The sequence below is a fragment of the Buchnera aphidicola (Drepanosiphum platanoidis) genome (assembly GCF_964020165.1).
GTDB classification, from domain to species: Bacteria; Pseudomonadota; Gammaproteobacteria; order Enterobacterales; family Enterobacteriaceae; genus Buchnera_J; species Buchnera_J aphidicola_BL.
Window position 1 is genome coordinate 156,969 of the sequence record NZ_OZ026537.1, and the last position, 14,456, is coordinate 171,424.

The window sequence follows — 14,456 nt, forward strand, 5'->3', positions numbered from 1 at the left end:
AATAATGACTGAGCCAAAAATTAATAATATTTTTTTAAATTTTAAAAATTGGATGTTACAAAATCAAAATATTTTATTACATTTTATTACAAAAATTTGTATAACTTTCTTTATAGTTACAACTGGAATTTATTGTTTTCAAAATTTCATAAATAGAACGAATCAATCAATTTTTCAAAGTTGCAAAAAAAATTTATTAAAAAATTTTTTATTAACATGTTTTAAATATAGTATTATTTTTTTTATTTTAATTTGTATATTTCACAAAATTGGAATTCGATCAAATTCCATAGTAGCAATTTTAGGAATTTTTAGCTTAACTCTAGGTTTTATAATTCAAGGATCAATATCTAATCTAACATCTGGAATTCTTCTTCTTACTTTAAATGCATTAAAAATTGGAGAATATGTAAGTATTGGAAAATTTTCAGGGTCTGTATTAAACGTTCATATTTTTTATACTGTTTTAAAAACAGTAGATGGTAAAATTATTTTAATTCCTAATAATAAAATTATTACAGATATTATTGTAAATTACTCTAAAGAACCTTTTAGAAGAAATGAATTTTTAATTGGAATATCTCATAATTCTAATGTAAAATTAGTAAAAAAAATTTTAATAAAAATTATAAAATCTGATCATCAAGTAATACAATCAAAAGATATTATTGCGGAATTACATGAAATATCTCCATGTTCTTTAAATTTTGTAGTTAGATGTTGGAGTAAAACAGAAGAGTTAAATATAGTATATTGGAGATTATTAAAAAAATTCAAAGTTGGTTTAGAAAAAAAAAATATAGAAATTTTTCAATTACAAATAAATTTAATGCCAATTAATAACTTAAATAATAATATAAATTACATAAATAACAACATAAACCAATTAAAAAAAATAATTTAAAAAAATTAAATAATTAACAAAAAAAAATAATTAAAATTATGATTAAAATCATATCATATCAAGATACTAACGATTTAATAAAAAAAATTTGTTTAATTTATAAAAAAAAAAAAAAAATATTTTTAAAAAAGAATTATTTATTATAGAAAATTTAGAAATTTCAGATTTTTTTGATGCTAAAATTGCAAAAATTTTTGGAATTTCTATAAATATAAAATTTTGGACTTTAAAATATTTTATTGAGCAAATAATTAAAAAAATTTTTTTTTATAATAAAAAAGTATATAAAATAAAATTATCAGAAATAAAATGGAAATTTTTAAAAAAAATTAAATTTTTTTATAAAAAAGAATTTTTAAGAAAAAAAGATTCTTTAATAAAGAAATTTAATTTTTTTGAAAAAATTTCTAAAATTTTTTTTAAGTATTTTATTTACCGACCAAAATTGATTAAATTATGGAATAAAAATAAAAATTATAAAAAATTTAAAAAAAATGAAAAATGGCAATATCAAATTTGGAAAAAAATATTTAAAAATTATAAAAAAAACAAAGTAATATATTATTTAAATTTTTTTTATAAAGATAAAAAATATAATAAAAAAAAATTTTTTAATATTTTTTCAAAATATTCAAATATATATATATTATATTCTATCAACGCTCCAAAATATTACTGGAAAATAATAAAAATTTTTAGTAAATATCATACTATTAATTTATTTATTAATTTTCCAGTAAATTTATATACTTTAAAAAAAAAAAAAAATAAATGGTTTAAAAATTCTCAACTTTCTTATTGGAATAAAAATCAAATATATAATGTTTTATATATGTTATCTAATTTTAAAAAAAGTTGCTTATACATTCAAAACCATAAATCTATAAAAAATAAAAAAAAATCTAATTTACTGAAAAAAATAAAAAAAAATATTTTTTTTTTAAAAACAAAAAAAAAATCTAATTTACTAAAAAAAATAAAAAAAAAAGATTTTTCATTTTCTATCCATAAATGTGAAAACTATCATGAAGAAATTCAATTACTACATAAAAATATTTTAAAAATTTTATTTAAAAATAAAAAAATTTTTCCTCATCATATTATTGTAAAATGTAATAATTTAGAAAAATATATTCCCTACATTAAATCTATATTCTCATATCAAAAATTTGAAAATTACATACCTTATGTTATAAAAGAAAATTTATTTGATTCCAACGATGAAATATTATATATATTAAAAAAAATTTTTATGCTTCCAACTAGTAGATTTGAAAATTTAGAAATTATAGAATTTTTAAATTTTAAAATGATTAGAAAAAAATTTAATATATCTAGTAAAAATCTAAAAATTTTAGAAATCTGGATTAACGATATAAACATTAATTGGGGAATTAATAAAAATCATAAAAAAAATATAAAAATACCTAAAAATTCTAAAAATACATGGGAAAATGGAATTAAAAAAATTATATTAGGTTATTTTTTAAATAAAACAAAAATTAAAATGTGGGGAAAAATTTATCCATATAACATAGAAGAAAAAAAACATCTTAAAATACTAGAAAAATTTATTATTTTTATAAAAATTTTAAAAAAATGGAAATTAAAAATACATAAATCTAAAAAATTAAAAAAATGGAAAAAAATTTTTAAAAATTTAATTAAAGACTTTTTTTTTATAAATAAAAATAATAAAAAAAAAATAAAAATAATAATAAAAATTGTCAAAAATTTTATAAAAAAAGGAATATTATTTAAATTTAAAAAAAAAATATCAATTTTTATTTTATATCAAGAAATTTTAAAAAAATGTAAAAAAATAAAAAAAAAAAATTTTTTATATAATGGATCAATAATATTTTGTGAAATAAATGATTTTAGAGAAATTGATTTTAAAATTATATATTTAATAGGTCAAAACGAAAATTTTAAAAATACAAATTCTACAATTAATAATTTAAATTTAATCAAAAAATATCCAACACTTAATGATGTTGATCATCATCAAGAAAATTATTATAAATTTATTGAATTAATTTTTTCCTCAAAAAATATATTTTATATAAGTTATTCTAAATTTAATTATAAAGAAGAAAAAATTTATTTATCATTAATAATTAATCAATTTATTAATTATATTTCTAATTTTTTTAACATTAACAAAAAATTTTTTACATATTCATATACAAAAATAAAAAAATTTAAAAATCTTTATAAAAATTCTTTTTTTAAAAAAAATAAAAAAAATAAGATTTTTCAAAAAAATTTTCTTATATCAAAGAAAAAAATATATATTAAAAATTTCTTAAAATTTTGGAAAAATCCAATTTATTATTTTTATAATAATCAAATGAATATCAACTACCATATTTATGGTAATAAAAATCCTAATTCTGAACCTTTTGAAATAAATAAATATCAAACTAATAATATAAAAAAAAAAATTTTTAATTATTTAATAAAAAATAAAAACTACAAAAAAATATGTCAAAAAATTCTATTTAGTAATTTATTACCTCATGAAAATTTTGGAAATATATTACTAAAAAATATTTATAAAAAATCAAAAAAATTTTATAAAAAAGTTAAAAATATTAATTTTTATAAAAAAAAATTTAAATTAATATTAAAAAACATTATAATCATCGGGAAATTAAAAAAAATAAAAAACCAAGGAATATTAAAATTAAATATAAATAACATTACTATTCATGATAAATTTAATTTATGGCTTAAACATTTAATCTATTGTGTTAACAAAGGAAAAAAAGAAAGCTTTCTAATTGGAAGAAAAAAAAAATTTTATATTTTTAGAAACTTAAAACGTAAAAAAGCAAAAAAATATTTAAAACAATATTTAAGTCAATATTACAATGGACTAAAAAAACCAATTATAATAACTAATGCAAGTTTAGAATGGATCCAATCTATATTTTATCTAAAAAAAAAAAAAATCAAAAAAAAAATTTTTAAAAAAAAATTTTATAATTTAAAAAAAAAATTCTACTCTAAAATAGAAGGTAACCATTTTTTTAGAGGAGAAAAAAATAATATATATACAAGAAAGATTTTTAAAAATATAAAAAATAAAAAAAAAATTAAAAAAATATATAAAAAATTAAAATTATTAATTTTTCCAATGCTTAAAAATATTCAATTTAAATTAAAAAATAAAATATTAATTATAAAAAAAACTTATGATAAAAAATAACACTATTTTAAAAAAAAAATATAAAAATATAAATCTAATTGAAGCAAATGCCGGAACTGGAAAAACGTTTTTAATAATTAAATTATATTTATATTTTTTATTGGGAATTAAAAAAAAATCAAAAAAATATTCTATAAAAAAAATTTTAATAATTACATTTACTAAAAATGCAAAAAATGAACTACAAAAAAGATTTTTACATACTTTATATGATCTTTATTTAGCATGTATAGAAAAAAATACAAAAAACAAAATTTTACAAAAAATTTTAAATAAAATAAAAAATTTTAATAAAACCATAAAAATTTTAAAAAAAAATTTATTTAATATTCATAAAATTTCTATTTTTACAATACATAAATTTTGTAAAATTATTTTAGAAGAAAATAACATTATAAAAAACAAATTTTTTATTCAAAAAAATGAAGAATATATTAATTTAGAATCTACCTATGATTTTTGGAGAAAAAATTTTTATTTTCTTAATAATAATTTGTCTTTAATAATATTAAAATATTGGAAAAATCCCAATCAATTATATTTAGAAATTAAAAATTGGATAATTATTCAAGAAAAATATTCAATAAATTTTAAAAAAAAAAAAATATCTTTTTTAAATCAACATCAAAAAAATATTTTACAAATACAAAAATTTAAAAAACTGTTAATTAAAAATTATATAATTATACAAAAACATATATATAAAAAATTAATAAAAAAAAATTTTTTTTATAAAAAAAATTTAAAAAAATGGAATGAAAAAATTTTTTTATGGTCAAAAAAAAAAACTATTAATTATTTTATTCCTTTAGAATTAAAATATTTTATAAAAATAAAATTTTTAAAAAAAAAAAATAATATAAATAAAATAGAAAAAAAAGTTATTAAATTTATCAAAAAAATAAAAATTTTCTTAAAAAAAAAATTTTCTATTAAAAAAAATATTCTTTATTTAGCAATAAAAAAAATAAAAAAAATAATAAAAAAAAAAAAATTATTGTTTTTTTCTTTTGAAAATTTAATTTCTTTGACTATAAAATATATTTTAAAAGATAAAAAATCTTTAAAAAATATTAGAAAAAAATATCCTATTGCCTTTATAGATGAATTTCAAGATACAGATGTTCAACAATTTAAAATTTTTAAAAAAATTTATAAAAATAAAAAAAATACACAATTATTCTTAATTGGAGATCCTAAACAAACTATTTATAGTTTTAGAGGAGCCAATATATTTTCATATTTTAAAATAAAATCTAAAATATTAAAAAAATTTTATCTTACAAAAAATTGGAGATCTTCAAAAAAACTAATTTCTAATATAAATTCTTTATTTAAAAATATAAAAAATCCATTTGTTTTCAAAGAAATTCAATATATTTCAAGTAATTATCCTAAAAAATCAAAAAATATAAAATTTTTTATTAAAAAAGAATCTCAACCATCAATAACTTTTCATTATCAAAATCAACCTTTTACTTCACTATTAAAATATTATAAATGGGCTGCTAAAAAATGTGCAAATCATATAAAATACGTTATAGACAATATAAAAAAAAAAAAAGCATTTTTAAAATTTAATAAAAAAAAAAAATTATTAAAAATTAAAAATATTTGTATATTAGTAAATAACTCTAAAGAATCATCAATAATACAAAAATATCTTAAAAAATATAATATAAAATCATATTATACTTCAGAAAAAAATAATATTTTTGAAAAAATAGAAATTAAAGAACTATTTTGGATTTTAAGTTCAATAATAAATTTATCAAATGAAAAATTATTTCTAACCGCACTTTCTACTTCATTTTTTAACTTAAATTTAAAAAAAATTAAAAAAATTAAAAAAAATATTCAATTAAAAATAAAATTTATAAAAAAATTTCAAAATTACTCTTTAATCTGGAAAAAATATGGAATTTTAAATGTTATTAAAAAAATTTTGTTAGATAATAAAATTAATAAAAAAAACTTTTATAAAAAAAAAATATTTAAAATTTTAAATATAATTAAAATAGGTGAAATATTAGAAAAAAAATCAATTTTAAGAAGAAATAAAAACAATTTAATAAATTGGCTAAAAAATAAAATTTTATATTTTAAATCAAATGAAAAAAAATATAATACTAGAATTTTTAACATAAAAAAATCTATTCAAATAACCACTATATATAAATCAAAAGGTCTTTCTTATCCCATTGTATGGATTCCTTTTTCTTCAAATCCTATAAAATATAAAAAAAAATTTATATTTCATGATAAAAATTTTAAAAAAGTAATTAATTTAGACCAAAACATTCAAGGAATTAAATTAGAAAAAAAAGAAGACTTATCTGAAAAAATAAGATTATTATATGTAGGAATAACTAGATCAATTTTTAGTTGTAATATGAATTTAAGTTATATAATTAAAAAAAAAAAAAAAAAAAAAAAAATTTATTTTTATAAAAATGTTTTAAGGCATTTACTTAATTGCAACAAAAAAATAAAATTTAATAATATAAAAAAAGAAATTAATAAAATTAAAAAATTTTTTAAATTTATCAATTTTAATAAAAAAATGTACTTTATAAAAAATAAAAAAAATTCAAAAAAATTTATAAAAAAAAAAAAAATTAAAAAAAATAAACAAAACAAAAAAAAAAAAAATTATTTTTTAATTTGGAAAAATTTAAGTTATACTAAAATAATAAAACAGAATAGAAATAAAAACTATAAAAAAATTATTAAACCTCAAATAAAAAAAAATAAAAAAATTATAAATACATATAATTTTCCAAAAGGTAAAAAAATAGGAATTATTTTACATAAATTATTAAAAGAACAAAATTTTAAAAAAAATATTGATATAAAAAAAATAAAAAAAAATTTAAAAAAAAATAAAATAAATAAAAAATGGAGTAAAATTTTAAAAAAATGGATACATTTTATAATTTTTAAAAAAATAAAAAAAAAATTAAAATTATTTTTAATTAAAAAAAAAAATATATTAAAAGAAACAAAATTTTGTTTACCATTAAAAAGAAATATTAATGAAAAAATTTTATATTTAATAATTAAAAAAAATTATAAAATATCATTAATAAAAAAAAAATACCCTCATAAAATAAATTTAAATAAAGGAATTTTTACAGGATCAATTGATTTAATTTTTAAATGGAAAGAAAAATATTATATAGCAGACTACAAATCTGATTGGTTAGGTAAAAATGCTAAATTTTATACATATAAAAATTTAAAAAAAATAGTTTTTAAAAAAAAATATTATTTTCAATATTATTTATATAGTGTAGTTATACATAGATTTTTAAAAAAAAAAATTAAAAATTATAATTTTAAAAATAATTTTGGAGGAATATTTTATTTTTTTGTTAGAGGAATATCAATGAAAAAAACTTCTAAAAAAGGTATTTTTTTTAAAACTCTAAAATATAAAAAAATAAAAAAAATTAATAATTTTTTTTTTAAAAATTTTAATAAAATTTAACAATTATAAATATTATGAAAAAAAAAATAAAAAAATTAATAAAAAAAAAAAAAATTAATTTTATTGATATATATTTATATAAAAAAATTTTAAAAATAAAAAATTATAATCATTTAATTGCTTTTTTATACTTATGTATAAGTCATAAAAAAGGAAATATTTGTTTTTCATTAAAAAACTTAAAAAATAAAAAAATTATATCAAAAAATCTAAATACATCTCAAAAATTTAAAAATTTTATAAAATCTCTTATTCAAGAAAATTACATTTCTAAAAATAAATATACTCCATTAATTTTAAAAAATAATTGCTTATATTTTCATAAATTTTATTATGCAGAAAAAAAAATCATAAAATTTTTTAAAAATAAAATAAATTATAAAAAAACAAATTATAAAAAAATAAATTATAAAAAAATTCGTAAAATATTAAAAATTTTGTTTAAAAATAATAAAAATATTTATCAAAAAATTGCAGTTTCTTTATGTATTTTTAAAAAAATAACTTTTATTTTAGGAGGTCCAGGAACCGGTAAAACCAATATTGTTGCTAAAATTATTATTATAATACACAAAATTTATTTAATAAAAAAAATTGTGCTATGTGCCCCCACAGGAAAAGCAAGTACAAAACTATTTTTATCTACTAAAAATAATCTTAAATTATTAAATTTAATAAATTTTAAAAATAAAAAAATTTCATTAAAATCATATACTTTACATAAATTACTTAAAATTAATCCTTTTAATTTTTATAATAATATTAATACTTATAAAAAAAAAAAAATAAAAATAGATTTATTATTTATAGATGAATCATCAATGATAGATTTAACTATAATGAAAAATTTAATAGAATCAATATCAAAAAATTGTAAAATTATATTTTTAGGAGATTATAATCAACTTCCAGCAATTAATTTTGGAACTATTTTAAAAGACATCTGTACAAAATCAAACAATACTTTTACTTCAAATACAAAAAAAATTCTTGAAAAAATAATCAATAAAAAAATAAAAAATAAAAAAAAATCTAAAAATTTAATTAATAATAATATTATTTTTTTAAAAAAAAATTATAGATTTAAAAAAAATTATAATATTATAAAATTCTCTAAAATTATTAAAAAATATAAAAAAAATAATAATAAAAAAATAAAAAAATTCTTTAATAACAAATTTAAAAATATAAAATTTTTTAATTATAAAAAAAATAATTTTTATTCAAAAATGATCGAAAAATTATCAAAAAAATATAAAAAATATTGGAAATTAATTAAAAAAAAATCACATCCAATTAAAATTATTAAAGAATTTAATAAAATAAAAATTTTATGTGTTTTAAAAAAAAGTATGTTTGGAACTAAAATTATAAATAAAAATTTAGAATGGTATATGATAAAAAAAAAATATTTTAAAATTAATAAAAAAAATACTTATAAAATGAAAAAAAATTTTTGGTATGAAGGAAAACCTATTATAATTACTAAAAATAATAAATTTTTAAAATTAAATAATGGGGATATTGGAATTACTTTAATGGATAAGAAAGATAAAAAAAAATTAAAAGTATTTTTTATGAATGAATTAACAAAAAAATTAAAAAAAATTTCTATTCATTTAATATTTCATTTTAAAACATCATGGTCTATTACAATACATAAATCTCAAGGATTAGAATTTAATTCTATAAAAATAATTTTACCAGAAAAAAATTATAAAATTTTAACTAAAGAAGTTTTATATACTGCTGTGACAAGATCAAAAAAATCAATAGAAATATTTTCTTTTAAAAAAATATTTATAAAATCTATTTGTAAAAAAATATTTAGAAATAGTCAAATAAAAAAAAAATTTTTAAAATAAATAATTTTTTTTTTAATGGTTGCGGGAGTTGGATTTGAACCAACGACCTTCGGGTTATGAGCCCGACGAGCTACCAAACTGCTCCATCCCGCGATAATATAAAATATTTTTTAATATAAAAAATTTTTAATAATTTAAATATTACTATCATTAACAAAAAAAATCAACAAATATTTTAAATTTTATAAATTTAAAAAAAATAAAACATTAAAATTAAAAAAATAATTCTATGTAAAATATAGAATTAAAAAAATAACTAAAATAAAAATCTTAAAAAATTAAAAATATAATTATTATATTATGAAAAAAAAAATAAATAGCTCGAGAAGAAAAACAAGAAAATATATTGTTCAAGCTTTGTATTCTTGGCAAATTTCAAAAAATAAAATTCAAGATATAAAAATCTATTTTTTAAAAAAAAAAAAATTTTTTAAAATTGATACTAAATATTTTAAGAACATTCTTATTGGAGTAATTAAAAATATAAAAAAAATAGACTTTTTAATAAAAAATTTTATTTTCAGAAATATTAAACAGTTAGGAGAAATTGAAAAAGCAGTATTAAGAATGTCATTTTATGAATTATTCCATAGAAAAGATATTCCTTATAAAGTTGTGATTAATGAAGGAATAGAATCAGTAAAAAAATTCGGATCTAAAGATAGTTATAAATTTATTAATGGTGTATTAAATAAAGTAGTAAAAAAAATTCATTTAATAAAAAAAAATAATAACACTAATAAAAAATTAAAAAATAATGATATTATTTCAATAATAATTAATAATTAAACTTTAAAAAAGATAAAATATAAAAAAATTTAAATGAAAAAAAAAACTAATAATTATCTAAAAAATATAAAAAAATGGAATAAATTTTATGCTTATAAAATTGCTAAATTAGAAGGAATTGTAATAAAAAAAAAACATTGGAAAATTATAAAATTTTTTAGAAAATTTTATTTTAAATTTCATACAACTCCTTCAATGAGAATTTTATTAAAAGCTATCAATTATAATTCTAAAAAAAAAATTGATAGCATTTATTTATTTAAATTATTTCCTAAAAGTCCTGCATTACAAGCTAGTAAAATAGCTGGATTACCAAAACCAAAAAAATGCTTATAAATGATTAAAAATCATCAAAAGATTTAAAATAAAAATATAAATTAAAGAAAATTTAAAAACATATTTAGAATTTTGAGTTAAATGTTTAATTTCGTTTAATTTATAAATTAAAAATAACCAAAATACTCCTAAAATTAAAGATATATAAAAATAAAATAATCCTATAAATTTAAAAAAAGTTAAAAAACTTGAAAAAACAATAAAACATATAGTATAAAAATACATATGTTTTATTGTTTTTTTTAAAGGATGTATTATAGTAAAAATAGGCATTTTAGAATTTTTATAATCTTCAAAATAAAATAAAGAAATAGCATAAAAATGAACTTGTTGCCAACAAATTAACATAAAAAATAAAATTAGAGCACATAAATAATTTACGGGTTTAACAATAAAACATCCAATAACTGACGGCAAAGCTCCTGAAATTGAACCAATTAAAGTAGAATATATAGATCTTTTTTTTAATAAAAATGTATATAAAAAAACATAAATAAAAAATCCTAATAATGAAAAAAATAAAACAATTAAATTCACAAAAAATATTAAATAAAAAATACCTAAAAAAAATAATATAAATGCAAAAAAAATTGCAAATTTTATATTTAACAAATTTTTTGCAAACACTCTATTTTTTGTTCTTAACATTAATCTGTCACGTTTTCTATCTAAAATATTATTAAAAATACAAGCTGAAGCAATTATTAAAGATAACCCTAAAGATGAAAAAAATAATTTATTTAAATAAAGATTATAATTTTTAGAAAAGAAAAAACTACTAACTTCACAAAAAATGTTTCCAAATATAATTCTTAATTTTATTATTTCTAATAAATAAATAAAAAAAACTTTTTTTTTTTAAGTAAATTTTTCATGATGATTTAAATTCCACATAATCCAAATTGAACCACTAACTATAATAAAAATAATTAAAAATGTAAATATTAAAAAAGTTAAATTCCAATGAGTATTATCAAAATTTTTTATATGTAAAAAAAATATTATATGAACAAAAATTTGTAATATACAAAATAAAAATATAAAAAAAAATAAAAATTTTTTATTAAAGACATTAATCATAACTAAAAAAAAAGGTATAAATGTTAAGATTAAAGATAAAAAAAAAGCAATATTATAAGAAGTATATTCACAATTAAAAAAAATAAATATTTTTTTTAAAAAATTTTTTATCATAATATTATATTGCTCCTATTAAATAAACAAAACTAAATAAAAATATCCATATAATATCTAAAAAATGCCAAAAAATACTAAAACAAAATATTTGAGTTCGAACACTTTTTATAAGATCAAATAAAAAAATTTGTATACATAAAAAAATAATCCATAAAAGACCAAAAATTATATGAATTCCATGTAATGATAACAAACTATAAAATGCAGATAAAAAACCATCTTTTTGAGGAACATAACCTTCTTTTATTAAATTTAAAAATTCAAATATTTCTAAAAAAATAAAAGTTAATCCTGATAAAAATATTAAAAAAAAATAAAAAAATATTTTTTTTTTATTTTTTTTATTCAAAAAATTTATTAAAATACTAGTAAATAAAGAACTTAATAATAAAAAAAAAGTCTCAAAAACTACAATAGATAAATGAAAAAATTTTTTTTTATCAAAATCATTAGATATGCTATTTAACATTACTTCATATACTGCAAACATAGTAGCAAAAATTATACAATCACTCATCATATAAATCCAAAAACCAAACACTGAATTTTTACTAAAATTTTTAAAAATTATGCTTTTATTTTCTTTTGGAATATTATTTTCACTAAAATTAAATTTATTCATATTTTTTTAACTCTATATAAAAACAATTATTTTTTTTTTAAATTTTCTATTTTTTTAATCATAGATACTTTTATTAACAATTTATTTTTTTTTACAAAACTTCTAATAATTATAAAACAAAAAATAAAAAATAAAGATAATAAAAATAACCATAAAATATGCCAAACAGATGAAAAGCCTAAAACTAAAGATAAAAATCCTATAAAAAAACCATTAGATTCGTTTTTAGGCATATAAATGTCTTTAAAAAATGTTTTTTTATTATTAAACAATTTTTTTTTTTTAAACCAAAAATCATCTCTATGCTCTACTACTGGAATATTAGAAAAATTATATATAGGAGCAGGAGAAGGTATAGACCATTCTAATGTTCTTCCATCCCAAGGATCTCCTGTATGATCAATATTATTTTTTCTTTCTTTAAAAGAAATTATAAATTGTATAATTTGACAAATTATTCCTGTTAAAATTAAAAATACACCAAAAAAAGATATTGATAATAAATTATGATATTCTAAATCAATATTTTGGCTTAATCTTCTAGTCATTCCCATAAAACCCAAAAAATAAAGAGGAATAAAAGAACATAAAAAACCTGTAATCCAAAACCAAAAAGCTCTTTTACCCCAAGATTCATTTAAAACAAAACCAAAAACTTTTGGAAACCAATATGTAATTCCAGCAAAACAACCAAAAACAACACCACCAATAATTACATTATGAAAATGAGCAACTAAAAATAAACTATTATGCAAAACAAAATCTACTGGAGGTAATGATAATAAAACACCAGCCATTCCACCAATTGAAAAAGTAATTAAAAATCCTATTGTCCATAACATACAAGAATGCAAAAAAATTCTACCTTGAAACATTGTAAATAACCAATTAAAAATTTTTACTCCAGTAGGAACTGCAATTATCATGGTAGTAATACCAAAAAATGCATTTACATTAGCTCCAGCGCCCATTGTAAAAAAATGATGCAACCACACTATAAAAGATAATACTGTAATAGAAACTGTAGCCCAAACTAAAGATTTATAACCAAATAATGATTTTTTTGAAAAAGTAGCTACTATTTCAGAGAAAATACCAAAAACTGGAAGAGCTAATATGTATACTTCTGGATGGCCCCAAATCCAAATTAAATTAATATACATCATTACATTACCACCTAAATTAGATGTAAAAAAATGAAAATTAAAATATCTATCTAATGTAAGTAATAAAAGAGTCAAAGTTAATACTGGAAAAGCCGAAATAATTAATAAATTTGAGCAAAAAGTTGTCCAAACAAAAACTGGCATTTTCATCATAGACATTCCTGAAGCTCGCATTTTTAATATTGTTACTAAAAAATTTATTGCTGTTAAAGTAGTTCCAATACCTGAAATTTGTAAACTCCAAATCCAATAATCTACTCCTACCCCTGGGCTATGTGTAATATCAGATAATGGAGGATAAGCTAACCATCCAGTAGAAGCAAATTCTCCTATAAATAATGACAAATTTATTAAAACAGCTCCACTAACTGTCATCCAAAAGCTTAAATTATTTAAAAATGGAAAAGCAACATCTCTAGCTCCAATTTGTAAAGGAATTACTATATTCATTAAACCAATTACTAAAGGCATAGCCACAAAAAAAATCATTATTACTCCATGAGCAGTAAATATCTGATCATAATGATGTGGTGGCAAAAAACCAGTTTTTCCAGCAGATGATAAGAATTGTTGTGCTCTCATCATAATAGCATCTACAAAACCTCTAAAAAGCATAACAAATGCTAAAAAAATATACATTACACCAATTTTTTTATGATCTACACTTGTAATCCAATTGTTCCATAAATATTTCCATTTCTGTAAATAAAAAATTAAAAACGTTGATAATGAAACTAATATAAATAAAAATAAAAAAGTTATCATTATAATTGGTTCGTTATAAGGAATAGCATTCCAAGTTAATTTTCCAAACATTTTTCATAACCCTTAAAAAATAAATATATGTAGAAATAAAATATAAAATGTTTAACA

The 14,456-nt window shown here is 15.0% G+C and carries 10 protein-coding genes and 1 tRNA gene; 6 read left to right on the forward strand and 5 right to left on the reverse strand.

The window, feature by feature from the left end:
* The first annotated feature begins 4 nt into the window (after window positions 1–4).
* The 4 genes from AACL42_RS00715 (at window position 5) to recD (ending at window position 9,473) form a co-directional block, all read left to right on the forward strand.
* Window positions 5–904 (forward strand): mechanosensitive ion channel domain-containing protein, encoded by a 900-nt coding sequence (locus AACL42_RS00715; protein WP_340147617.1) that lies wholly within the window; start codon window positions 5–7, stop codon window positions 902–904.
* Between the two features lie 118 nt (window positions 905–1,022).
* Complete coding sequence (locus AACL42_RS00720; protein WP_340147689.1) at window positions 1,023–4,118, forward strand: exodeoxyribonuclease V subunit gamma; 3,096 nt, start codon at window positions 1,023–1,025, stop codon at window positions 4,116–4,118.
* Window positions 4,105–7,608 carry an exodeoxyribonuclease V subunit beta gene (gene recB / locus AACL42_RS00725; protein ID WP_340147618.1) on the forward strand — a complete coding sequence of 1,168 codons (3,504 nt, stop codon included), beginning with the start codon at window positions 4,105–4,107 and terminating at the stop codon, window positions 7,606–7,608. The genes AACL42_RS00720 and recB overlap by 14 nt, the downstream gene beginning before the upstream one ends.
* A gap of 14 nt (window positions 7,609–7,622) precedes the next feature.
* The gene (gene recD / locus AACL42_RS00730; RefSeq protein ID WP_340147619.1) at window positions 7,623–9,473 is read left to right on the forward strand and encodes an exodeoxyribonuclease V subunit alpha; all 1,851 of its coding nucleotides are present in this window, start codon (window positions 7,623–7,625) and stop codon (window positions 9,471–9,473) included.
* Between the two features lie 16 nt (window positions 9,474–9,489).
* Here the strand turns inward: recD and AACL42_RS00735 are convergent.
* Window positions 9,490–9,566, reverse strand: a tRNA-Met gene (locus AACL42_RS00735).
* 207 nt (window positions 9,567–9,773) lie between these two features.
* Here AACL42_RS00735 and nusB point away from each other — a divergent pair.
* Both nusB and AACL42_RS00745 read left to right on the forward strand, forming a co-directional pair.
* Window positions 9,774–10,262, forward strand: a complete 489-nt coding sequence (gene nusB / locus AACL42_RS00740) for a transcription antitermination factor NusB (protein ID WP_340147620.1) — start codon at window positions 9,774–9,776, stop codon at window positions 10,260–10,262.
* A 33-nt stretch (window positions 10,263–10,295) separates the two neighbouring features.
* Window positions 10,296–10,598 (forward strand): TusE/DsrC/DsvC family sulfur relay protein, encoded by a 303-nt coding sequence (locus AACL42_RS00745; protein WP_340147621.1) that lies wholly within the window; start codon window positions 10,296–10,298, stop codon window positions 10,596–10,598.
* Here the strand turns inward: AACL42_RS00745 and cyoE are convergent.
* From cyoE to cyoB, 4 genes are read right to left on the reverse strand one after another with little or no spacing between them, the layout of a single operon-like run.
* Window positions 10,593–11,438, reverse strand: coding sequence for a heme o synthase (gene cyoE / locus AACL42_RS00750; RefSeq protein WP_340147690.1), 846 nt, complete (start codon window positions 11,436–11,438; stop codon window positions 10,593–10,595). The genes AACL42_RS00745 and cyoE overlap by 6 nt on opposite strands.
* 18 nt (window positions 11,439–11,456) lie before the next feature.
* Window positions 11,457–11,792, reverse strand: a complete 336-nt coding sequence (cyoD, locus tag AACL42_RS00755; protein WP_340147622.1) for a cytochrome o ubiquinol oxidase subunit IV — start codon at window positions 11,790–11,792, stop codon at window positions 11,457–11,459.
* Window positions 11,793–11,796: 4 nt separating this feature from the next.
* Complete coding sequence (locus tag AACL42_RS00760) at window positions 11,797–12,417, reverse strand: cytochrome c oxidase subunit 3 (RefSeq protein WP_340147623.1); 621 nt, start codon at window positions 12,415–12,417, stop codon at window positions 11,797–11,799.
* A gap of 26 nt (window positions 12,418–12,443) precedes the next feature.
* On the reverse strand, window positions 12,444–14,399 hold the full coding sequence (gene cyoB / locus AACL42_RS00765) for a cytochrome o ubiquinol oxidase subunit I (protein WP_340147624.1): 1,956 nt from the start codon (window positions 14,397–14,399) through the stop codon (window positions 12,444–12,446).
* Window positions 14,400–14,456 lie beyond the last annotated feature (57 nt).

Excerpts from the sequence above, each read along its gene's own strand:
- AACL42_RS00715 (WP_340147617.1), top strand. The coding sequence starts at position 5 with ATGACTGAGCCAAAAATTAATAATATTTTTTTAAATTTTAAAAATTGG.
- recB (WP_340147618.1), top strand. The coding sequence starts at position 4,105 with ATGATAAAAAATAACACTATTTTAAAAAAAAAATATAAAAATATAAAT.
- recD (WP_340147619.1), top strand. The coding sequence starts at position 7,623 with ATGAAAAAAAAAATAAAAAAATTAATAAAAAAAAAAAAAATTAATTTT.
- nusB (WP_340147620.1), top strand. The coding sequence starts at position 9,774 with ATGAAAAAAAAAATAAATAGCTCGAGAAGAAAAACAAGAAAATATATT.
- AACL42_RS00745 (WP_340147621.1), top strand. The coding sequence starts at position 10,296 with ATGAAAAAAAAAACTAATAATTATCTAAAAAATATAAAAAAATGGAAT.
- cyoD (WP_340147622.1), bottom strand. The coding sequence starts at position 11,792 with ATGATAAAAAATTTTTTAAAAAAAATATTTATTTTTTTTAATTGTGAA.
- AACL42_RS00760 (WP_340147623.1), bottom strand. The coding sequence starts at position 12,417 with ATGAATAAATTTAATTTTAGTGAAAATAATATTCCAAAAGAAAATAAA.
- cyoB (WP_340147624.1), bottom strand. The coding sequence starts at position 14,399 with ATGTTTGGAAAATTAACTTGGAATGCTATTCCTTATAACGAACCAATT.